This is a genomic window from Mycolicibacter sinensis (assembly GCF_001673565.1).
In the GTDB taxonomy this organism is placed as follows: Bacteria; Actinomycetota; Actinomycetes; order Mycobacteriales; family Mycobacteriaceae; genus Mycobacterium; species Mycobacterium sinense_C.
This window is the reverse complement of sequence record NZ_LZMF01000009.1, coordinates 1-21828: the sequence shown is the minus strand read 5'-3', so window position 1 is coordinate 21828 and position 21828 is coordinate 1. Positions and strand designations below refer to the sequence as shown.

Below are 21828 nucleotides of genomic sequence, written 5' to 3'. Positions count from 1 at the left end.
CTCAGATCTCGATAACGGTCGGCACGATCATCGGCTGCCGCCGGTAGACCTCGCCTACCCACTTGCCCACCGTGCGGCGCACCGCCTGGGCGATTCGGGCCGGGTCGGTAACCCGCTCGGCGGCAAGGGATTCCAGTTCCGCCTCGACCTTGCGCGCCGCCGGTTCCAACGCCTTGGGGTCTTCGGAGAAACCGCGCGAATGCAGATGCGGCGGCGCGACGACCTTGCCGGTGCCGCGGCGCACCACCACGGTGACCGCGACGAAACCCGACGACAGGATCAGGCGCTCCCCCAGTGTCGCATCGCCGACGTCGCCGTCGACCAGCCCGTCGACGAACATCTTGCCGGTCGGCACCGCCCCGGCGATGCTCGCCTGCCCGGCGACCAGGTCGACACTGACCCCGTTCTCGGCCAACAGGATTGACTCCTGTGGCACCCCGGTGCGTGCGGCCAGCGCGGCATTGGCGCGCATCATCCGCCAGGTGCCGTGAACCGGCATCACGTTACGGGGCCGAATCCCGTTGTAGAGGAACAGCAGTTCGCCCGCATAGGCGTGCCCGGAAACATGCACGCGCGCCTGGGCATTGGTGACCACCCGGGCGCCGATCTTGGCCAGCGCGTCCATCACGCCGTAGACGGCTTCTTCGTTGCCGGGGATCAGCGACGACGACAGCACCACCAGATCGCCTGCGGTCAGCGTGATGGACCGATGCTCGCCGCGCGACATCCGCGACAGTGCCGACAGCGGCTCACCCTGGGTTCCGGTGGTGACCAGCACCACCTTCTCCGGGGGCATCATCTCGGCGGCGCCGATGTCGACCAGGTCGGAGTCCGCGACTCGCAAAAAGCCCAGGTCCTTGGCGATGCCCATGTTGCGGACCATCGACCGGCCGACGAACGACACCCGCCGGCCCAGCGCGACCGCGGCGTCGACGATCTGCTGGACCCGGTCGACGTTCGAGGCGAAGCACGCCACGATCACCCGACCCTCGGCGCCCCGGATCAGCCGGTGCAGGGTGGGGCCGACCTCACTCTCACTGGGGCCCACACCGGGCACCTCGGCGTTGGTCGAGTCGCACAGGAACAGGTCCACTCCCCGGTCGCCCAGCCGTGACATGCCGGGCAGGTCGGTGGGGCGCCCGTCCGGCGGTAACTGGTCGAGTTTGATGTCGCCGGTGTGCAGCACGGTGCCGGCCCCGGTGTGCACCGCGATCGCCAGCGCATCCGGAATGGAGTGGTTCACCGCGAAGTATTCGCATTCGAACACCCCGTGGGTGCTGCGCTGGCCTTCGGCGACCTGGACAAACACCGGCTTGATGCGGTGTTCGCGGCACTTGGCGGCAACCAGCGCGCACGTGAACTTCGATCCGACCACCGGGATGTCGGCCCGCAGTTTGAGTAGGAAGGGAATGGCGCCGATGTGGTCCTCGTGGGCGTGGGTCAGCACCAGCGCTTCGACGTCGTCGAGCCGGTCGGCGATGTGCCGGATATCGGGCAGGATCAGGTCGACGCCGGGTTCGTCGTGGCCCGGGAACAGTACCCCGCAGTCGATGATCAGCAGCCGGCCCAGGTGCTCGAAAACGGTCATGTTGCGGCCGATTTCGCTGATGCCGCCGAGCGCGGTGACGCGCAGACCGCCGGCGGTCAGCGGGCCCGGCGGCTTGAGATCCTCATTCACTCGCACCTCACCCGAGGACGGACGCGGCGCGCATGTCGATGGCCAGTTCGTCGACCTCGGCCGCGGTGGCGGGGATCATCGGCAACCGCGGGTCACCGACGTCGATGCCCTGCAGCCGCAGGCCGGCCTTGACGAAAGTCACCCCGCCGGTGCGGCCCATCGCATTGGACAGCGGCGCGATCGAGACGTTGATCTTGCGGGCGGTGACGACGTCGCCGGCTTGGTAGGCGGCCAGCATGTCGCGCAGCTGGCCGGCGGCGAAGTGCGAGATCACGCTGACGAACCCGGTGGCCCCCATCGCCAGCCACGGCAGGTTGAGTGCGTCGTCGCCGGAGTAGTAGGCCAGCCCGGTTTCGGCCATGATCTGCGCGGCGGCGTGCAGATCGCCCTTGGCATCCTTGATGGCGACGATGTTCGGGTGCTCCGCCAGCTCGAAGATGGTGTCCGGGGCGATCGGCACCGCCGAGCGGGCCGGGATGTCATAGAGCATCACCGGCAGCCCGCTGGCGTCGGCGACGGCGGTGAAGTGCGCCAGCAGCCCGGACTGCGAGGGCCGCGAGTAGTACGGGGTGACCACCAGCAGGCCGTCGGCGCCGACCCCGGCGCAGGCCTCGGCCAGCCGGACACTGTGCTCGGTGTCATTGCTGCCGGCCCCGGCAATGATGCGGGCCCGGTCGCCGACCGCTTCGACCACGGCGCGCAGCAGGGTGAGCTTCTCGTAGTCGGCCGTGGTCGGCGACTCGCCGGTGGTCCCGGAAAGGACCAGGCCGTCGCAGCCGGCGTCGACCAGGCGGTTCGCCAGGCGTACGGCGGCGTCGGTGTCCACCGAGCCGTCCGCACTGAAGGGCGTCACCATCGCGGTCAGCACGGTGCCCAACTGCGCCTTGGCATCGAATACGCTGCTGCTCACGGGCCTAAGGGTACCTGGCGCCGCGGAGTTGCTCAGACCTCGGTGGCGAGCGGACTGGTGGCGACTTCGGTGCCGTCGGCCAGGGCGCTGATCTGGAAGTCTCCGAATGCCGCCGGGGCCACCCCGGTGAGCTGTCGCAGGCACTCCACGGCCAACCGGCGGATCTCGACATCGGCGTGCTCGCTGGCGCGCATCGCGACGAAATGCCGCCACGCCCGATAGTTGCCGGTCACCACGATGCGGGTCTCGGTGGCGTTGGGCAGCACGGCGCGGGCGGCCTGCCGGGCCTGTTTGCGCCGCAATACGGCATTGCTTTGACCAGCGAATTTGGCTTCCAGCCGGTCCAGCAGCGCGGTGTAGGCGGCCCGGCTGGCGTCGGCGGCCTGCGCCAGGATCTGCTGCAGTTCCGGGTCGTCCTCCAGGCCGGGGGGCACCACTATCCGGGAGTCCGGTTCCGGGACGTAGCGCTGGGACAGCTGGGAGAACGAGAAATGCCGGTGCCGGATCAGTTCGTGGGTGGCTGACCGGGAGATTCCGGTGATGTAGAAGCTCACGCCGGCGTGCTCGAGCACCGAGAAATGCCCGACGTCGATGACGTGCTGCAGGTAGGCGGCGTTGGTGGCGGTTTTGGGGTTGGGCTTGGACCAGCTCTGGTAGCAGGCCCGGCCGGCGAACTCGACCAGCGCCGGCCCGCCGTCGGCGTCGGTGCTCCACGCCACGTCCGGCGGCGGGAGGAACTCGGTCTTGGCAATCAGTTGCACGCGCAGCGGCGCTGTGTCGGCCACGGCACTCACCTTAAGGTGTGCCGGCCCGAGGTCAGCCCTTCGGCACTTTCGCGGCGATTTGCCGGGCGATGACGACCGCGGAATCCTTCGGGTCGGTGCTGCAGGTGTTGACGTCGACGATGACGTTGTTGGCCACGGCAAGTGCCCGCCCGCAGGCCTGCCACGCCGATTCGCCGGCGTTTTGCTGGGTCGCGACGGCGCTCAGCACGCCCTCGGCGTTCGAGATCCGCCCGGCGCTCCACTCCGAACCACTCTGGGTGTGGGTGTACTCGTGACATTGCGGCCACTGCTTGGCCGAGGCCTCGAAGAAAGCCATCGCCTGCTTGGCGGTCGGGAACAGCACCACCGCCTGATCGACAAAGTGGGCGTTGTCTTCGCCGTCGCTGACACTCTGCTCACGCACCGCGCTGAAACCGCTGCTCGCGTACACCTGTTCCTGCGCGACTCCGTCGACGGCCAGGCACTCCCGCGGCTCCATCGTGGTGCTGTCGTCGGGCAGCACATCGTGGGGAGCGTGTGCCTTCATCTCGGTGACGCCCATGACCGGGCTGATCTCGTCGGGATTGAGCAGCAGTGCCCGCAGGCCTTCTTCGGCCACCGGTGCGACGGTGACGGTCGTGGTGGTAGTTGTCGGCGCGCTGGCGGTGGGCTTGGCCGCACCTCCGCTACTGCCGCAGCCGGCGAGCAGAATGCAGCCGACACCGAAAACCAACGAAACCGAACCCCGCACGCGATCACATCCCGTGTTTCCGACCATTGGGATCCGCACGCCAGTTGAGGGCGTCACCGATCAGTTAACGGCCAGATTAGCGAAATCCGGTGCCGGGGCGCACTACCCGAGGGAGGCAATCCGGCGGCGCGCGAAGTTTACGTTGTAAGTCCAGCGGGTATCCCGGCGTATCAGCGGCCACCGGAGCCGCCTGCTGGGCGGACGGCCAGCACTACGCGGAGGTCCGCCCAGGCTTGACCGAGAGGAGAAGCGCACCACATGAGTGACAAGGACAGTGGACCCGAAGCCGGCATCAAGGGCGTCGTCGAAGACGTCAAGGGCAAGGTCAAAGAGGCTGCCGGCACGGTGACCGGTGACGATTCGCTCAAGCGGGAAGGCCAAGCGCAGCAGGACAAGGCCGAGGCTCAACGCGAGGTCGCGACCAAAGAGGCCGAGGCCGAAAAGGCCCGGGCCAAAGCCGAAGCTGATGAGGCTCGCGAGCGTGCCGAACAGTAATCCCACCGGCGGTGCGGCGCCGGCGAGTTTTGGCTCGCCGGCGCCGCAGCAAAGGCGCCGGATCTGCGTTCCCCAGGAGGCCGTGTGTTGATGCGCAGGATCGCTCGTCCGCTGCTCGCGGCAGCGTTTGTCGGTCAGGGTGTGGAGTCGTTGCGCCGGCCGCAGCAAGCCGGCCAGACGGCCCGCCCGGCGTTCGACGGACTCAAGCAGTTACCGGACGAGGTAGCGGCCAAGGTGCCCTCCGACGTCGAAACGTTCGCCAGAGTCAACGCGCTGGTGCAGATCGGTGGTGGTCTCCTCCTGGCCAGCGGCAGGATGCCGCGGATTGCGGCGGCGGCACTGGCATGCACGGTCATTCCGGGCAGCGCAGGCGGCCACATGTTCTGGGCGGAGCCCGACCCGCAGCGCAGGGCCCAACAGCGCCAAGCATTATTGACCGACGTCAGCCTGATCGGCGGGTTGATGATCGCGGCCTCGGATACCGAAGGAAAACCCTCGCTGGGCTGGCGGGCGCGCCGTGCCGCACGGCACGCCTACGAACGGGCGGCCACGGCGCTACCCACCACCTCCGGTGATGCGGTGCTCGAGACGGTCGGCGAACGGGTCAGCGCAGGCTTGCAGTCCGGCGCCGAACACGGACGCGAACTCGCCGAGCTGGTCGGCGAGAAGGCCGGACCGTTACTGGAAGCGGCCGGTGAGCGGGGCTCGCAGCTCGCCGAAGTCGCCGCCGACCGCGGAACCGAATGGGTGCACGCGGCCCGGGAAAACGCCACCACACTCGCCGAAAGCGCCCGCCGGCGCCTGCACCGCTGAGCCGGTGCTGCGGTTTACCGCCGTGGCCGGGTGCGGCGCAGCGCGGCGACCAGATCCCCGCGCTCTCCCACGCTGACATCGCTCAGCCCCAGCCAGGACGCCATCGACTCCAGCTCAGCGAGCAGCGCGATCGCCACCCGCTCCCGGTCCCGGCCGTCTTCGGTGAACGCCGCGACGACGTGCAGGGCGTCGCGGGTCCGGTCGGCTTTGAGGTCCACCCGGGCGACCAGTTCCCCGTCCAGCAGGAACGGCCACACGTAGTAGCCGAATCGGCGCTTGTGCGCCGGGGTATAGATCTCCAGCCGATAGTGAAAGCCGAACAGTCGCTGCACCCGGGGCCGGAAGAAGATCAGCGGGTCGAACGGGCACAGCAGCGCGCTACCCCGATCGGCCCGCGGAATCGTTTGCCCGGCAAGAAGATAGGCCGGCGCATCCCAACCGGTCACCGCCACCGGCTCCAGCTCACCGGTAGCCACCAGCGTCGCGATCGCCGGTTTGGCTAGGTCGGCTGAGAGCCGAAAGTAGTCGCGCAGATCGGCCTCGGTGCCCACGCCCAGTGCTGTTGCCGCCCGCAGCACCAGCTCCCGCACCGCCTCGTCGTCGTCGACCTGTCGGGCGAGCACGTCGGGCGGGAGCACGTTCTGCGCCAGGTCGTAGTGACGGGCGAACCCGACCCGGGTGGCAGTGGTCAGTACCCCGGCGGCGAACAGCGCCTCGGCCACCCACTTGGTGTCGCTGCGATTCCACCAGCTGCCCTTGCCGCGGCTGGGCCTGGCGGCCAGGTGGTCCTCGATCCGCCCGGCGGTGCTCGGGCCCAGCTCGGCGATCGCGGCGACGATGGCGTCGGCCAACTCGGGGTTGGGCGCTACGTTGCCCCACCGGCCGTGGGTGTATTGCCCCATCCGCCAGCGCATCAGCGGCCAGTCGTCGACGGCCATCAGCGCCGCCTCGTGCGCCCAGTATTCGACCAGCAGCCGCGGGGACCGCGCGCTGTGACTCCACGCGGCCCGATCCAGCACGCTGCGGTCATAGGGCCCCAGCCGGCTGAACACCGGGGCGTAGTGCGCGCGCACCGCGACCGACACCGAGTCCAGTTGCAGCACCTGGATGCGGGAGATCAGTCGCTTCAGGTGGGCCCGGGTCGCTGCGCCGCGTGGCTTGGCCTCGCTGAAACCCTGTGCGGCAACGGCGATCCGGCGTGCCTGCAAAGCCGTGAGCCCAGCACGGGACACAGCCATCAGCGATGGTAGCTGTGGAACCGGTAGCGCAAGCCGCTGTCGCTGCTGAGCCACGGCCCCGAGGTGCCGCGCCAGGATTCGTCGAGAACCGGCGCTACAGCGTCCGCGTCTTGTCGGGGAAGGTCGATCTCGACCTCGGTCACCTCGCAGCGGGTGGCCAGCGGCAGCGTCAGCGCGTAGATCTGCGCACCGCCGATCACCCAGGTCTCGGTCTCGGTCAGGGCCGCGTCGATCGTGCCCACCACCTCGGCGCCGTCGGCGCGGTAGTCCGGGTCGCGGGTCACCACCACGTTGGTGCGTCCCGGCAGTGGCCGCACGGAGGCCGGCAGGGATTCCCAGGTCAGCCGGCCCATCACCACCCGATGCCCCAGCGTGAGTTCCTTGAAGCGCGCCTGGTCCTCGGGCAGCCGCCACGGGATGCCGCCGGCCCGGCCGATGACTCCGGACACCGACTGCGCCCAGATCAACGCGAGCGCGCTCATACCGCCACGGGCGCTTTGATCGCCGGATGCGGATCGTAGTCGACGATCCCGATATCGTCGAAGGTGTAGTCGAAGATCGAATCCCGATGCGCCAAAACCAGTTTCGGATAGTCGCGGGGTTCTCGGGACAGCTGCTGGCGCACCTGCTCGACGTGGTTGTCGTAGATGTGGCAGTCCCCGCCGGTCCAGACGAACTCCCCGACGTCCAGCCCCGCCTGAGCGGCCATCATGTGGGTGAGCAGCGCATAGCTGGCGATGTTGAACGGCACCCCGAGGAACAGGTCGGCGCTGCGCTGATACAGCTGGCAGGACAGCCGCCCGTCGGCGACGTAGAACTGGAACAGGGCGTGGCACGGCGCCAGCGCCATCTTGTCCAGTTCGCTGACATTCCACGCCGAGACGATGATGCGGCGCGAATTCGGGTCGGTGCGCAATAACTCGACCGCGCGCGCGATCTGGTCGATGTGCTCCCCGGTCGGGGCCGGCCAGGAGCGCCACTGCACCCCGTACACCGGACCGAGATCACCGGTCGCCGAAGCCCATTCGTCCCAGATGGTAACGCCGTGTTCGTTCAGCCAGGCGATGTTGGAGTCGCCGCGCAGAAACCACAGCAGCTCGTAGACCACCGAGCGCACGTGCACCTTTTTGGTGGTGATCAGCGGGAAGCCCGCGGACAGGTCGTAGCGCAGCTGGTGGCCGAACAGGCTGCGGGTGCCGGTGCCGGTCCGGTCAGCCTTGGGCGTGCCCCTTTCGAGCACCAGCCGCAACAAATCCTCATAGGGTGTGGCGATCGGCACCTCCATAGCTTAGAACGGAAGTCATGGCCCACGTCAGCGACACGATCACCACGCCCGACGGCAGCTGCCCGGTGCAGCTGTTCACCCCGGAGGGCCCCGGCCCCTGGCCCGGGGTGGTGATGTATCCCGACGCGGGCGGAGTGCGACAGACCTTCAATCACATGGCCGCCGAACTGGCCGGTTACGGGTACGCCGTGCTGCTGCCGGACGTGTATTACCGGAGCCCCGGCTGGGCGCCGTTCGACATGGCCACGGTGTTCGGCGACGCCAAAGAGCGTGGCCGGCTGTTCTCGATGATTGGCAAGGTCACCCCGGACGTGATGGCGACCGACGCCGCGGCGTTCTTCGACTACCTGGCCGGCCGGCCGGAAGTTCGCGGTGAGAAGTTCGGCGTGTGCGGCTACTGCATGGGTGGGCGTACCTCGGTGGTGGTGGCCGGGCGCCTCCCGGATCGGGTCGCCGCCGTGGCGTCGTTCCATGGCGGCGGCCTGGTGACCGATACCCCGGACAGCCCGCACCTGGCGGCCGATCGGATGCGCGCCACCATCTATGTGGCCGGGGCCGAGAACGACGCCTCTTTCACCAAAGCCCATGCCGCGACGCTGGCCGACGCGCTGGCCGCCGCCGGTGTCGAGCACACGGTCGAGTTCTATCCGGCCGCGCACGGTTTCGCCGTCCCCGACAATGCGCCCTATGACGCCGACGCCGCGGCCCGGCACTGGGCGGCGATGCGGCAGGTGTTCGGCAGCGCGCTCGGGGGTTAGGCGTACCGGCCCGATCAGCCGGGATGCAGCGCATCACCGACGTGATCGGCGATCGCGACGTCACCTAGTGCGGTGTCGCGGGTCTCGCGCATCACCAACAACGCCACGAAGGAGCACGCGGCCGCGGCCGACAAATACCCACCCACCCAACGCACGCCATGTTCGGTGGCCAGCCAGGTGGCGATGAACGGCGCCACCGCCGCCCCCAGAATGCTCGCCGCGTTGTAGGAGACACCGGAGCCGGTATAGCGGACGTTGGTCGGGAACAACTCCGGCAGCACCGCACTCATCGGGCCGAATGCCAGCCCCATCAACGTCATTCCGATGATCAGGAACGTCAGTATCGCCCCCGCGGATCGGTGCGGGTCCAAAAAAGCGCCGAACGTGGTTCCGTACAGCATGATTCCGGTGGTGAAGACCAGCAGGACCGGGCGCCGGCCAAAGCGGTCGGCCAGCGCCCCCGACAGCGGCAGCACGCCCACGAAGAAGAGCACCGCGATCAGTTGCAACCCCAGGAAGTCGGCGTAGCTGTAGCCCAACCCGGCGCCCTCGGGCGGCCGCTGGCCGGTGCCGTAGCTCAGCGTCCAGGTGGTCACGGTGTAGAACAGCGTGTAGGTCGCCACCATCACCAGCGTGCCGATGATCAGCTGGCGCCAGCTGCCGCGAACCACCTCGGCGATCGGCGCACCGACGCGCTGGCCGGTTTCGATGGCCTGCGCGAAAACCGGGGTCTCGGTAAGCCGTACCCGGACATACAGCCCGACGGCCACCATCACGGCGCTCAGCAGGAACGGAACCCGCCACCCCCAGGTGAGGAACTGCTCCGGCCATCGCAGCAAAACCAGGAAGATCGCGGTGGCGAGCAGAAAACCCAACGGCGCACCCAGCTGCGGCCAGATTCCCGCCGAGGCCCGTCTGCCCGGTTTGGCGGTCTCGGTGGCCAGCAACGCCGCACCGCTCCATTCCCCACCGAGGGCCAGCCCCTGACAGAACCGCAGGACGGCCAGCAGTACCGGTGCCACCAGGCCGATGTGGTGATAGGTCGGCAGCAGCCCGATCAGGAAGGTGGCCACGCCCATGACCAGCAGGGAGGCGACCAGCGTGGTCTTGCGGCCGCGCCGATCGCCGAAGTGGCCGAACAGGATCGACCCCACCGGCCGGGCCACGAATGCCAGTCCGAACGTCGCCAGCGAGGCCAGCAGTGCCGCGCCAGCGTTTCCCGACGGGAAGAACAGGTGCGGGAAGACGGTGACGGCCGCGGCCGCGTAGACGTAGAAGTCGTAGAACTCGATGGTGGTGCCGACCAGCGACGCCACCGCGATCCTGCGGCGCGGCACACCGTCGACCAGGTCGGGCTCCGGTCTCAGATGCCCGCTTGCTCGGCCACCTCGCGGGCCTTGTCCACAAGCGCATCGATCCACGCGGTGATCGGGGTGCCCGCAGCGGCTTTGTTCTCCGGGTTGTCCAGCACCCGACGTACGATCCCCTCGGCGATGATCGCGACCTTCCACAGTCCCAGAGCATGCCAGTACTGCAGGGTCGCCGCGTCGCGCCCGGTCTGCTCCAGGTAGACCCGGGCCAGCTCGGCGCGGTCCGGGAAGCCGTCCAGCGTGCTGATGATGAACTCCCCGGCGATGTGCTCCTCGCCGGGCTGCGGCCAGTACGCCAGCAGACTGCCCATATCGGCCAGCGGGTCGCCGAGGGTGGACAGCTCCCAGTCCAGCACGGCGACCACCTTCCCGCTCTGCGGTGAGGTGATCACGTTGCGCAGATGAAAGTCGCCGTGCACCAAGGTGAGTTCCTGCTGCGGCGGGGCCGCCGCGACCAGCCGCCGGGTCAGGTCGTCGAGCGCCGGCAGCTCCCGCGTCTTGGATTTCTCCCATTGACCGGACCAGCGCTTGAGCTGACGCTGAGCGTACGGCTTGTGGCTGGCCAGATCAGCGAGACCGACGGCGTTGATGTCCACGGCGTGAATCTTGGCCAGGGTCTTGGGCATTGACAGCCCGATCTCCCGGCGCCGCTGCGGTGTCAGCGACTCGGCCACCGACATCCGGTCGGCCACCACGCCGTCGACGAACTCCATCAACAGCAGCGGCGTGTCATCCGGATCGCGCATCAGCCCGTACACCCGCGGCGTGGGCACGTCGGTGCCCTCCAGGGCCGCGAGAATCCGCGCCTCCCGGGCAACGTCGTGGGCCGACGCCAGCAACGTGCCCACCGGCGGGCGGCGCAGCACCCACCGGTGGTCGGCCGCATCGGAAACCAGGTAGGTCAGGTTCGACTGCCCGATCCCGATCCGCTCGAATTTCACCGGACGGGTGACGGGGATCCCCAGCTGCGCGATCCAGCGTGCGACCATCGGCGGGTCGACACCGAGCACTTCAGCCACCGAAGCCCGCCCGGAAACCGCTTGCGTCGCCGAGGATTTGGCCGCCATCGATCACCAGAGTCTGCCCGGTGATCCAGCTCGCGGCATCCGACACCAGGAACGCCACCGCGCCGGCCACGTCGAGGGGCTCACCGATCCGGCCCAGCGGTGTCGTCGTCGACAGTGCCTGCTCGTGTTCTTTCCAGAGCACCTCGGCCATCTTGGTGCGCACCACGCCGGGGCAGATGGCGTTGACCCGCACTCCGGGCGAGAGTTCCAGCGCCAATTGCTTGGTGACGTGGATCAGCGCAGCTTTGGTGGCGTTGTACATACCCATCAGCGGCGCGAAGCTCAGCCCGCCGATGGAGGCGGTGTTGACCACGGCGCCGCCGTGTTCACCCATCCACGCCTTGACCGCGCACGACGTCCACAGCAGCGGTCCCCATAAGTTGATGTCGAAGATCTTGGCGAACCGGGCGTGGTCCTGGTCGAGCAATGGGCCGAACGCGGGATTGGTGCCGGCGTTGTTGACCAGGATGTCGATGCTGCCGAACCGCTCCAGCGTGAGATCGATGCACCGCTGCGCGGCATCGTCTTGGGCGACGTGGGCGGCCACCCCGAGCACGTTGCCGTCGACCTGGGCCGCCGCCGCGTCGGCGCTGTCCTGATCGCGTGAGGTCAAAACCACGTTGGCGCCCGCCTCGGCCAGGCGCTGGCCGATCGCCAGCCCGATGCCGCGGGACCCGCCGGTGATGATCGCGGTGCGTCCCTGCAGATCCGGTGTGGTCATCGTGCCTCCTTGTACTTGGCCAGTTCCTGGCGGGCGATCGCGCGCTTGTGCACCTCGTCGGGGCCGTCGGCGAGTCGCAGGGTCCGCAGGTGCGCCCAGAAGGCTGCCAGCGGGAAGTCGTCGGTGACGCCGCCGGCGCCGTGCACCTGGATGGCCCGGTCGACGATCTTCAGCGCGATTTCGGGTGCGGCGACCTTGATCGCCGCGATCTCGACCTGCGCCGCCTTGTTTCCGACGGTGTCCATCAGGTAGGCGGCCTTGAGGGTGAGCAGGCGGATCATCTCGATGTCGATGCGCGCCTCGGCGATCCAGTCGCGGATGTTGGCGTTGTCGGAGATCGGCTTGCCGAACGTGACCCGGGACTGGGCGCGCTTGCACAGCAACTCCAGCGCCCGCTCGGCCATGCCGATGGCCCGCATGCAGTGGTGGATGCGGCCCGGCCCGAGCCGGGCCTGGGCGATCGCGAACCCCTCGCCTTCGCCTTTGAGCACGTCTTTGGCCGGTACCCGAACGTCACGGAAGTCGATCTCGGCGTGGCCCTCCCGGTCCTGGTAGCCGAAGACCGGCAGACCCCGCATGATGGTGACGCCCGGGGCGTCGATGGGCACCACCATCATCGACTGCTGTCGATGGGTCGCCGTGTCGGGGTCGGTCTTGCCCATCACGATCATGACTTTGCAGTTGGCGTGCAATGCGTTGGAGGCAAACCACTTACGGCCGTTGAGGATGTAGTCATCGCCCTCTTTGGCCATCGACATCTGGACGTTGGTGGCGTCCGAGCTGGCCACCTGCGGTTCGGTCATCACGAACGCCGACCGGATGGTGCCCTCCAGCAACGGCTTGAGGTACTTCTCCTTGTGCTCGTCACTGCCGAAGAGGGTGAACACCTCCATGTTGCCGGTGTCGGGAGCACTGCAGTTGCAGGCTTCCGGCGCCAGATGCGGACTGCGGCCCATGATCTCGGCCAGCGGAGCGTATTCGAGGTTGGTCAGTCCCGGCCCCCATTCCGGGTGGGGATGAAACAGATTCCACAGACCGCGTTCGCGCGCCTGCGCCTTCAGCTCCTCAAGGATGGGGGGCTGAAAATGCGGGTCGCCGGCCTCGGCCATCTGCGTCTCGTAGACCGACTCGGCCGGATACACCGCGGAGTCCATGAACTCCAGCAGATCGGACCGGTATTTCGCTGCGCGCTCCGAGACATCGAACAGGGACATGCAGACTCCTCACCTAGGACACTTACGTATTGAGCAGGCCGCTCTGGTAGCGGCGCATGCCGCGCAGCCAGCGGTCGTAATCGGTTCCCTTGAACCGATACATCTCCAGCACCGCCGGATGCGGCAGGATCAGGAAGCGCTCGTCGTCGAGGGCGGCGAGCACCTCGTCGGCGACGGCGGCCGGTTCGAGCACCTCGCCGGCCGCGGTGACCGCCCGGGTGGCCAGATCGCCCAGCGCCTCGCCGGATTGCTCACCGGCATAGAGCAGCTTGGTGTTGACGCCCATCGGGCACAGGCAGCTGACCCGCACCCCCTGGTCGCCATAGGTGATGTTGAGCCATTCGGCGAATCCGACGGCCGCGTGCTTGGTGACCGCGTAGGCGGCCCCGCCCAGTTGGGTGAGCAGACCGGCCGCCGACGCGGTGGACACGAAATACCCCTCACCGCGCTGCACCCAACCGGGAACCAACAACTGCGCGGCGCGGATGTGGGCGCGCAGATTGACGTCGATGGCCTGGTCCCAGTCGGCTTCGCCGGCATCCAGGCCGGGCGCGCCGGTGATGCCGGCGTTGGCGAAGTACATCTCGACCGGCCCGAACTGGCGCTCGGCCGTGGCGATCAGCTCGCGGATCACGTCGGTGTCGGCGACGTCGCCGCCGCAACCCACCGCCGCGCCCGGCTGCTCGGTGTTGATCGCCTCTGCCACCGCGGTTGCGGCCTCGGCATCCAGGTCGGCCACCACCACCCGCGCCCCGGCCTTGGCGAGCGCCGCCGCCAGCGCGCCGCCGATGCCGCCGCCGCCACCGGTGACGATGGCGACCCGTTCCGCAACCTTCATGGGCAATCCTTGCTCTTGGAGTTCGCAGCGACAGTGACCCTAGTTGAATCCGGCTTCATACTCAATTGCCGTTCGAGCGGAACTGCAGGGCATTCGCCCACAGCCGGGTGACGGTGCTGACCAGGACCTCGAAGTCCGCACCGGCGTCCTCGGTGGCCTCCTCGAGCACGAAGACGCTGTACGCCAGCCGGCTGACCATCGCCGAGAGCGCCCGGGATGCCAGCAGCGGATCGACGTCGGCGGCGGCGAACCCGCGCTCCTGCAGGTCGGCGATTCCGGCGGCATTGCGCTGAATGAACGCATCGGCGCGCTGGGACCGGAAGGCGCGGAACTTCGGATCGATCTGGGCCACCTGCTCCAGCAGCCCCATCAGCCGCGCGTTGCGCCGGTATGCCTCCAGGTAGGCGCGATTGCTCGCCTCGAGTACCGCGTAGGGATCATCGGCTCCGCCGACCCGGCCCATGCCCGGATGCATCATGTCCCGCTGCGCCTGCTCGAGGACGGCGGCGAAGATCTCTTCCTTGTTCGCGAAGTAGGTGTAGAACGACCCGGTGGCGCAGCCGGCCGCTTTGGTGATGTCGATCAGTTTGGCGTCGAGATAGCCGTCCCGCTCGAACACCTTGCGCGCCGCCGCGACCAGTGCCGCCCGGGTCCGCGCCCCGCGCACCGTCGCCGGAAGCTGGCGGGCCGGTGCGACCGGAACGGCGTCCATCGGAATATCCTAACTGAATCCGACGTCAAGTTCGCCCATTGAGCCGGCGCACTCGGCTAGGTCGCCCAGCATGGCGTCGGCCTCCGGTTCGGGCAGTGATTCCACTCCGCGCAGTTTGCGCTCGATGGCTCGGGTACGGACGCCGGCGGTGTCGATGGTGTTGCGGGCGCTGTCGAGTTGCTTGCGGGTCTTCTCCAGTACGGCCGCGAATTTGCCGAACTCGGTCTTGACGGCGCCGAGCACTTGCCACACCTCGCTGCTGCGCTGTTCGATCGCCAGCGTGCGAAAGCCCATCCGAAGGCTGTTGAGCAGGGCCGCCAGCGTCGTGGGCCCGGCCAGGGTGACGTTGTACTTGGCCTGAATCCGCTCGAACAGCCCCGGCTGGCGCAGCACTTCGGCGTAGAGGCTCTCGGTGGCCAGGAACAGGATCGCGAAGTCGGTGGTGTGCGGCGGCGCGAGGTACTTGTCACAGATGTCTCCGGCTTCGGCTTCGATCCGCCGGACCAACGCCTGCCGAGCGGCCGCCTCCCCCGCCGCGTCGGCGTTCTCCTGCGCATCGAGCAGGCGCTCGAAGTCCTCACGCGGGAACTTGGCGTCGATCGGCAGCAGCACCTCGCCGGCACCGGTCCCACCGGGCAACCGGATCGCGAACTCCACCCGTGCAGTCGATCCCGGCACCGTGGCCACGTTGGTGGCGTACTGCTCGGGTGTCAACGTCTCGGCCAGCACCGCGGCCAGTTGCGCCTCCCCGAAGATGCCACGGGTCTTGACGTTGGTCAGCACCCGCTTCAAATCGCCCACCCCGGTGGCCAGCGTCTGCATCTCACCGAGACCCCGCTGCACGGCTTCCAGGCGTTCCGAGATCTGCGTGAACGATTGAGCCAGCCGGGTTTCCAGGGTCGCCTGCAGCTTCTCGTCGACCGTCGCGCGCATCTTCTCCAGTTGCGCACTGTTGTCGGTCTGCAGGCTCTTGAGCTGCCGATCCAGGGTGGAGCCCAGCTTCTCCAGGGTGTCCTGCTGGGCCGTACCGAACCGGTGCAGCGTCGTCTGCCAATGGTGGAAGGCCTGGGCGAGTTCGGCCCGCCCGGCATGTTGCTCCTCGCGCAGCGTTCGCTCCACCCGTTCACTGTCGCCGCGCAGCGCGGTGAGTTGCTCGGGCGCGATCGCCCCGCCGGGACGCAGCAGCGCTACGACCTGCAGGATCACCGCCAGCAACGCGAGTGACGTCAGGAGGATCAACAGGGCCGTGTCCATGGGCGCACCGTAGCGCGGGGCACCGACATTCAGCCGTCGGACAGCCTCGCGATCCACGCCCGGGAGTGCGCCGGGTCGATCACATCGTCGAGTTCGAAGGTCATCGCCGCGCTCAGTGCCCGCCCGCGCCGGTAGGCCGCCTGCACCAGCTGGTCGAAGAGCTGTTGGCGCTGATCGGCATCGGCGGCGTCGGCGAGTTCCTTACGGAACCCCAGCCGCACCGCACCTTCCAGTCCCATCCCGCCGATCTCGCCGGTCGGCCACGCGACGGTGAACTGCGGGGCGTGAAACGAACCGCCCGCCATCGCCATCGCGCCCAAGCCATAGCCCTTGCGCAGCACGATCATTCCCATCGGCACCGTCAGACGCGCTCCGGCGATGAACATCCGGCTGAACCGGCGCACGGTGGCCTCCCGTTCGGCATCCGGGCCGACCATGAATCCCGGTGTGTCGCACAACGTCACCACCGGCAACCGGAACGATTCGCAGAGCGCAAAGAAATCGGCGGTTTTGTCGGCGGCCTCCGCGTCGATCGCGCCGCCGAGGTGGTGGCTGTTGTTGGCCACCAGCCCGTAGGCGATGCCGTGCACCCGCACCAGCGCCGTCACGATCCCGACCCCGTAATCCGGTCGCAGTTCCAGCACCGAATCGGCGTCGACGATCGCCTCGATCGCTCGGCGCACGTCGTAGGCCCGTAACCGGTTCTGCGGCACCACGTGCCGGGCCAGCCTGGGATCGGGTTCGGCCCAGTCGGTCACCGACCTACCGAAGTAGGACAGGTAGCGTTTCGCCAGCGCTACCGCGTCCGGCTCATCGCGTGCCGCCAGCGCAACCACCCCGTTGCGGCGCTGCACCTCGATCGGCCCGATCTGCTCGGGCCGGTACACGCCCAGCCCACCGCCTTCGATCATCGCCGGGCCGCCCATGCCGATGTTGGCATCCGGAGTCGCGATGATCACGTCGCACGCCCCGGCCAACGCCGCGTTGCCGGCAAAACAGCGGCCGGAGACGACCGCCACCAGGGGCACGCGGCCGTTCAGCGCCGCCAGCGCGCGAAACGTCATGAGGTCCAGCCCGGCCATGCCCGCGACATCGGTGTCCCCGGGACGCCCGCCGCCGCCCTCGGCGAACAGCACCAGCGGAAGTCCCCGGCGGGCAGCCACTTCGAAGAGCCGGTCGGTCTTGGCGTGGTTGCGCATGCCCTGGGTACCGGCCAGCACGGTGTAGTCGTACGAGGCCACCGCCACCGGCGCCGCGCCGATCGTCGCCAACCCGGCGACCAGTCCGTCGGCGGGCGTGTTGGTGATCAGGTCCTCCTCCGAGCGCCGGCTGCGCTGAGCCGCCACCGCCAGCGCCCCGTATTCGACGAAGCTGCCGGGATCGACCAGATCGGCGATGTTCTCCCGCGCGGTGCGGCGGCCCTGCCGGTGCCGTTTGGCGACGGCCTCCAGGCGACCTTCGTCGCGGGTGAGCCGGTGCCGCTCGATGACCTCGTCGAGATCGGCGCGAGGGGAATCCAGCTCCGGGCCGGTACCGGGGCCTTTAGTGTCGTCGTCGCCTGCCGAAACGAACACCAGCAGTGGGTCTCCGGCGCCGACAACCTGCCCGACGGTGACCAGGGTGCGCACCGTCGCGCCGGGAGCAGCAAGCACGTGCTGCATCTTCATCGCCTCCAGCACGACGTCGGGCGCCAGCTCGACAACGGTGCCGGCCATCGGCGCGTACAGCACCTGTTCGCCCGTGTCGAGAACCGTTGTGTGCGGCCGACGCTCGTCGCGTCTCGGCGCCAAGTCCGCCACCAGCGCGGGCAGTCGGCGGTCCAGCCAACCGGTCGTCACGACGCCGTCCCGCAGCGCCTCGTCGGCCAGCACCGCGTCCAGCAACCCGACATTGGTGCCGACGCCGACGATGGCCAGCTCCGCGAGCGCGGTACGCGCCTTGCGCAACGCCGCTGCGAACGAGTCGCCATGCACGTGGGTGATCACCTTGGCCAGCAGCGAGTCATAGCGCGGGCCGATGGTCAGGCCCGGCCGGGCGTAGGTGTCGACCCGGATCCCGGGCCCGCTCGGCGGGGTGAACGCCGTCACGGTGCCGACGCAGGGTTGCACCGTGCCGTCGGCGGCGACCGTTTCGGCGTTGACTCGGCATTCGATCGCGATCCCGTGCGCGCCGGTCGGCAGCTCCAAGTCGTCGAGCGTCGCGCCCTCGGCGATCCGGAATTGGACCGCCACCAGGTCCAGCCCCGTGACGGCCTCGGTGACCGGGTGCTCCACTTGGATGCGCGGGTTGACTTCGAGGAAGACGAAATCGTCTCCGGCAACCAGGAATTCCACGGTCGCCAGCCCCCGGTACCCGACTGTTGAGCACAGTCGCGCGGCTGCCCGGTGTAGCTCGGTACGCAATTCGGCGGAGATCCCCGGAGCGGGTGCGATCTCGATCAGCTTCTGATAGCGGCGCTGGATGCTGCAGTCGCGATCACCCACCGCCAATGCCCGCACGCCGTCGGCGACGATCTGCACCTCGATGTGGCGTGCGCCCTCGATGAGTTCTTCGGCGAACACTGCCGGCGCACCGAACCCGGCTCGCGCCTCGGCGGCGCACCACCGATAGGCGTCCTCGAGCTGGTCGGCAGCACGGACCGTGCGTATCCCCCGGCCGCCGCCTCCGGCTAAGGCTTTCACCATGATTCCGCCGGGATGGGCGCCGAAGAACTCCCGGATCTGCTCGGCGCCGGCGGCACCGTCGGTGGCCGCCGGCACCGGCAGCCCGGCGCTGATCGCGGCGCGGCGCGCGGCGGACTTGTCGCCGAAGATTTCGAGCAGTTCCGGGGCGGGGCCGACGAAGGTGCTTCCCGCCGCCGCAACGGTTCGAGCGAATGCCGCACTCTCCGAGAGGAATCCGTAGCCGGGATGGATCAGCTCAGCGTCAGACTTCTCGGCGGCGGCCAGGATGGCGGCCTGGTCAAGGTAGGACGAAGGGCTTGCGCCGGGCAGCGCGATCGCGTCATCGGCGGCGTGTACGTGTGGGCTGCCGGCGTCGTCCTCGGCGTAGACGGCCACCGTGCGATAGCCCGATTCGGTTGCGGTGCGAATGATCCGCAGCGCGATCTCTCCGCGGTTGGCGATCAGCACCGTCTTGGGCGCCGGGACCGGGGCCGTCACCGCAGCGGGTCGCCCCACTGCACCTGCGCGCGCAGCTGCCCCTTGAGTAGTTTGCCGCTGGCGGTGCGCGGCAGTTCCTCTGCCACCACCGTGATGTATTGCGGCACCTTGAAGTCCGCCAATTGACCGCGGCAGTAGTCGAGCACCGCGGCGACGTCGATGTCGTCTCCGAGCAGGACGGCGCCGACTTTCTCGCCCATCACGTCGTCGGGCACCGCCAGCACGCAGGCGTCGGCGACGCCGGGTGCCGACAGCAGCGCGGCTTCCACCTCGACGCTCGAGACGTTCTCGCCGCCGCGGATGATGATGTCTTTGAGCCGGTCGATGATGTGCACCCGGCCGGCGTCGTCAACGCGGACCACATCACCAGTGTGCAGCCATCCGTCGATGATGGCCGCTGCGGTGGCGTCGGGCCGATTCCAATACCCGCTCATCACATTCGCGCCGCGCACCACCAGCTCGCCGGTGGTGCGATCGTCATCGAGCGGAACGACACCGATGTCTCCCGACGGCACCGCGTAGCCGACCGAGTCCGCGTGGGCGACCGCGTCGGAGTCCGGCAGCACCGTCATCAGCGACGCCGTCTCGGTCATGCCGTATCCGTTGAACACTGTTGCCGCACCGAACGCCTCGCGTAGCGAGCGCACCAGCGCCGGCGCTGTCGGGGCGCCCCCGTAGCCGACCCAGCGCACCCCGGTCACGTCGACGCGGGCGAACTCCGGATGCCGCAGCAACAGTGCGTAGACCGCAGGCACGGTCACCATCGACGAAATGCGTTGCGCCGGAAGCGCCGTGATCAGCTCGGGAAGGCTCAGCGCCGGCATGATCACCGCCGCACCCCCGGCGTAGGCGGCGGCCAACAGCTGGGAGTTGCATCCGGTCACGTGAAACAGCGGCACCGAGATCAAGGTGCGCAGCTCCTCGCCGAGCTCGCGGGACTGGCCCATGGAGCGCATCATGTTCTCGGCGTTGGTCAAGAACGCCTCATGGGTGGTGGGCACCCCCTTGGGCCGACCGGTGGTGCCGGAGGTGTAGAACAGCGCCGCGGTATCGGTGGGTTCGAGCCCGTCGGCCACATACGGTTGACCGTCGGGCAGCTTGGTTCCGGGCGCCAGGTCCACTTGCGCCCCGGCGTCGGCGAGCACGAAGTCGACCTCCGGTGCGGCCGAGCGGGTGTTGACGGCCACCGGTATGCCACCGGCCATCACGGTTCCCCAGAACGCCAGCACCCAGTGCAGCCCAGCGGGATAGCGCACGCCGACCCGGTCACCGCGCCCAAGGCCCTCAGCGCGCAGCCCGCCGGCCACCCGCGCCGCCTGCTGCCACAGCTGCCGATAGGTCAGCGAGCCGAAACCGAGCTCCGCCACGGCCTCGCTGTCGGGCCGGCGCTCAGCCTGCTCGGTCAGCAGATCGATCAGGGTGGCCGGCAGCCGCTCGTAGTGTGGGACACCGTTGCGATCGCGGATCACCCCGGTCGCCGGAAAAGGGTTGTGCCGCCGCGAAATCTCGATGACGTTCGTCATGAGCGGCTCCTCATCGCCGGCTCCGACGGCGGTGCGCCAGGCTGCGCAGCGTCCCGCGCAACGCGTAGACCGCGGACGTGACGCATGCGACGAGCAGCACCACGAACATGGGCAGCCAGTTGCCGCGCTCATGGTTGATGTGCCACCAGACGTAGGTGAACAACACCGAGCACACGAACAGCACCACGTCGCGCCAGTTGCCCTGATAGGACAGCGCCGCGGCGCGCAGGGCCCGGCTCCTGTCGGACGCGGCGACCAGGTCGTCGATCCGCTCGTCGATGGTGCGTTGCAGCTCGGTGCGCCGCGTGGTCTGCTCCGCCGGGATCCGGTCGAGCAGGTCGAGATCCTGTTTGATCAGCCCGCGCAGATCCGGGCCCTTGAGCTGCCCGGCCGCCGCGGTCAGCAGCGCTCCACCGAAGATCGGCGCCGCGCCCAGCGCCATGCTCAGCAGAGTGGGCATCGTTGTGCCGTTCCTTTCGCGCTACCTACCCGCGCAACCCTACGACGTCAGCCGAGTTTTACCGTGCCGTCGGGCTCGATTCGCCAGTTCGGGTTGTGGGCGATCTCCCAGATCAGTCCGTTGGGGTCTTGGACATGCGCGTGGAACACGCCGCCGAACTGGCCCGGTTGCGGCGCCTTGAGGACGGTGCCGCCCGCGGCGGCCATGGCCTCGGTCAGCGCGGTCACGTCCTGCGGGCTGCTGACGTTGTGCGCCAGGGTGACCCCGGAGACCCGGGAATGGTCGCCGGGCAGTGCCAGATCTTCGTTGAACTTGTCGGCGTCGAAAAAGCCCAGCAGCTGCCCCGGCGCGCTCTGGTAGAAGATGATCTCGCCCTCGACGTCCAGCAGCGGGCTCCAACCCAGGGCAGCGTAGAACCGTCGGGTGGCATTCAGGTCGGTTGCAGCGACAGTGACGAAATGCACCTGCTGATCCATGCCGCGAAGCCTAGACGGTATGGGGTGACGCCCAGCTGCAGCGGCCGGGCCCGCGCTCTTGACAACCACCCTCCCAGCCGACGCCGCCAGTTCTCCACAACTCGCGACCATGCCAAAAGCGCGAGTCAGTGGAACCGCGTACAATCGAACACATGTTCGATAATGGGTTGCCGGGGCCGGAGGCGTTGGAGGGTGCCGACGACACCCTGCTGGTGGCGGCCATTGCCGGGTGGTCTCAGGTGGAGGCTGCGGCCTCGGCGCGCCGGTTGGCCGCGATCGGTGAGTTGGTCGCGCGGCGCACCCGCGGGCGCGATGCGGTGAACCGGTCGCGCTGGTCCTG

Annotated in this window: 21 protein-coding genes and 1 pseudogene; 4 read left to right on the top strand and 18 right to left on the bottom strand. The window is 68.7% G+C overall.

Annotated features, from left to right (window positions below; genetic code table 11):
* Position 1: 1 nt before the first annotated feature.
* The 4 genes from A5648_RS01980 to A5648_RS01965 form a co-directional block, all read right to left on the bottom strand.
* A complete protein-coding gene (locus A5648_RS01980; protein ID WP_065022939.1) occupies positions 2–1678 on the bottom strand; it encodes a ribonuclease J in 1677 nt (558 codons plus the stop codon).
* Between the two features lie 7 nt (positions 1679–1685).
* On the bottom strand, positions 1686–2534 hold the full coding sequence (gene dapA / locus A5648_RS01975; protein ID WP_428844298.1) for a 4-hydroxy-tetrahydrodipicolinate synthase: 849 nt from the start codon (positions 2532–2534) through the stop codon (positions 1686–1688).
* 86 nt (positions 2535–2620) lie between these two features.
* On the bottom strand, positions 2621–3373 hold the full coding sequence (gene thyX / locus A5648_RS01970) for an FAD-dependent thymidylate synthase (protein WP_065022937.1): 753 nt from the start codon (positions 3371–3373) through the stop codon (positions 2621–2623).
* A 31-nt stretch (positions 3374–3404) separates the two neighbouring features.
* Positions 3405–4103 (bottom strand): sensor domain-containing protein, encoded by a 699-nt coding sequence (locus A5648_RS01965; protein WP_082966286.1) that lies wholly within the window; start codon positions 4101–4103, stop codon positions 3405–3407.
* Positions 4104–4361: 258 nt separating this feature from the next.
* On the opposite strand from A5648_RS01965, the gene A5648_RS01960 reads away from it, so the two are divergent.
* Together A5648_RS01960 and A5648_RS01955 are read left to right on the top strand one after the other, a co-directional pair.
* Positions 4362–4598, top strand: coding sequence for a CsbD family protein (locus tag A5648_RS01960; RefSeq protein WP_065022935.1), 237 nt, complete (start codon positions 4362–4364; stop codon positions 4596–4598).
* Between the two features lie 90 nt (positions 4599–4688).
* Complete coding sequence (locus A5648_RS01955; RefSeq protein ID WP_065022967.1) at positions 4689–5411, top strand: DoxX family protein; 723 nt, start codon at positions 4689–4691, stop codon at positions 5409–5411.
* A 14-nt stretch (positions 5412–5425) separates the two neighbouring features.
* Here the strand turns inward: A5648_RS01955 and A5648_RS01950 are convergent, their stop codons facing one another.
* From A5648_RS01950 to A5648_RS01940, 3 genes are read right to left on the bottom strand one after another with little or no spacing between them, the layout of a single operon-like run.
* Positions 5426–6649: a winged helix-turn-helix domain-containing protein gene (locus A5648_RS01950; protein WP_065022934.1), complete on the bottom strand. Its 1224-nt coding sequence runs from the start codon at positions 6647–6649 to the stop codon at positions 5426–5428.
* Complete coding sequence (locus A5648_RS01945) at positions 6649–7131, bottom strand: dihydrofolate reductase (protein WP_065022933.1); 483 nt, start codon at positions 7129–7131, stop codon at positions 6649–6651. Before A5648_RS01945 ends, A5648_RS01950 begins: the two co-directional genes overlap by 1 nt.
* A complete protein-coding gene (locus A5648_RS01940; protein ID WP_065022966.1) occupies positions 7128–7928 on the bottom strand; it encodes a thymidylate synthase in 801 nt (266 codons plus the stop codon). Before A5648_RS01940 ends, A5648_RS01945 begins: the two co-directional genes overlap by 4 nt.
* Before the next feature lie 23 nt (positions 7929–7951).
* Here A5648_RS01940 and A5648_RS01935 point away from each other — a divergent pair, with 23 nt between their 5' ends.
* Positions 7952–8692: a dienelactone hydrolase family protein gene (locus tag A5648_RS01935; RefSeq protein ID WP_065022932.1), complete on the top strand. Its 741-nt coding sequence runs from the start codon at positions 7952–7954 to the stop codon at positions 8690–8692.
* 14 nt (positions 8693–8706) lie between these two features.
* Here the strand turns inward: A5648_RS01935 and A5648_RS01930 are convergent, their stop codons facing one another.
* The 11 genes from A5648_RS01930 to A5648_RS01880 all read right to left on the bottom strand — a co-directional run bounded on the left by A5648_RS01930 (position 8707) and on the right by A5648_RS01880 (position 21488).
* Positions 8707–10059, bottom strand: coding sequence for an MFS transporter (locus tag A5648_RS01930; RefSeq protein ID WP_065022965.1), 1353 nt, complete (start codon positions 10057–10059; stop codon positions 8707–8709).
* The gene (locus tag A5648_RS01925) at positions 10056–11129 is read right to left on the bottom strand and encodes a phosphotransferase family protein (RefSeq protein WP_065022931.1); all 1074 of its coding nucleotides are present in this window, start codon (positions 11127–11129) and stop codon (positions 10056–10058) included. Before A5648_RS01925 ends, A5648_RS01930 begins: the two co-directional genes overlap by 4 nt.
* On the bottom strand, positions 11074–11850 hold the full coding sequence (locus A5648_RS01920) for an SDR family oxidoreductase (protein WP_065022930.1): 777 nt from the start codon (positions 11848–11850) through the stop codon (positions 11074–11076). The genes A5648_RS01925 and A5648_RS01920 overlap by 56 nt, the downstream gene beginning before the upstream one ends.
* Positions 11847–13064: an acyl-CoA dehydrogenase family protein gene (locus tag A5648_RS01915; RefSeq protein WP_065022929.1), complete on the bottom strand. Its 1218-nt coding sequence runs from the start codon at positions 13062–13064 to the stop codon at positions 11847–11849. Before A5648_RS01915 ends, A5648_RS01920 begins: the two co-directional genes overlap by 4 nt.
* A gap of 22 nt (positions 13065–13086) precedes the next feature.
* Complete coding sequence (locus A5648_RS01910) at positions 13087–13902, bottom strand: SDR family oxidoreductase (protein ID WP_065022928.1); 816 nt, start codon at positions 13900–13902, stop codon at positions 13087–13089.
* A 61-nt stretch (positions 13903–13963) separates the two neighbouring features.
* A complete protein-coding gene (locus A5648_RS01905; RefSeq protein WP_065022927.1) occupies positions 13964–14614 on the bottom strand; it encodes a TetR/AcrR family transcriptional regulator in 651 nt (216 codons plus the stop codon).
* 9 nt (positions 14615–14623) lie between these two features.
* Positions 14624–15868: a DNA recombination protein RmuC gene (locus A5648_RS01900; RefSeq protein WP_065022964.1), complete on the bottom strand. Its 1245-nt coding sequence runs from the start codon at positions 15866–15868 to the stop codon at positions 14624–14626.
* Between the two features lie 29 nt (positions 15869–15897).
* Positions 15898–19047: an acetyl-CoA carboxylase family protein gene (locus tag A5648_RS01895; protein WP_234787258.1), complete on the bottom strand. Its 3150-nt coding sequence runs from the start codon at positions 19045–19047 to the stop codon at positions 15898–15900.
* Positions 19026–20552, bottom strand: coding sequence for a class I adenylate-forming enzyme family protein (locus A5648_RS01890; RefSeq protein ID WP_065022926.1), 1527 nt, complete (start codon positions 20550–20552; stop codon positions 19026–19028). Before A5648_RS01890 ends, A5648_RS01895 begins: the two co-directional genes overlap by 22 nt.
* 10 nt (positions 20553–20562) lie before the next feature.
* Complete coding sequence (locus A5648_RS01885) at positions 20563–21012, bottom strand: hypothetical protein (protein ID WP_065022925.1); 450 nt, start codon at positions 21010–21012, stop codon at positions 20563–20565.
* A gap of 47 nt (positions 21013–21059) precedes the next feature.
* Positions 21060–21488: a VOC family protein gene (locus tag A5648_RS01880; RefSeq protein WP_065022924.1), complete on the bottom strand. Its 429-nt coding sequence runs from the start codon at positions 21486–21488 to the stop codon at positions 21060–21062.
* Between the two features lie 152 nt (positions 21489–21640).
* Here A5648_RS01880 and A5648_RS01875 point away from each other — a divergent pair.
* Positions 21641–21828 (top strand): annotated as a pseudogene (locus A5648_RS01875) (hypothetical protein); the annotation flags it as partial.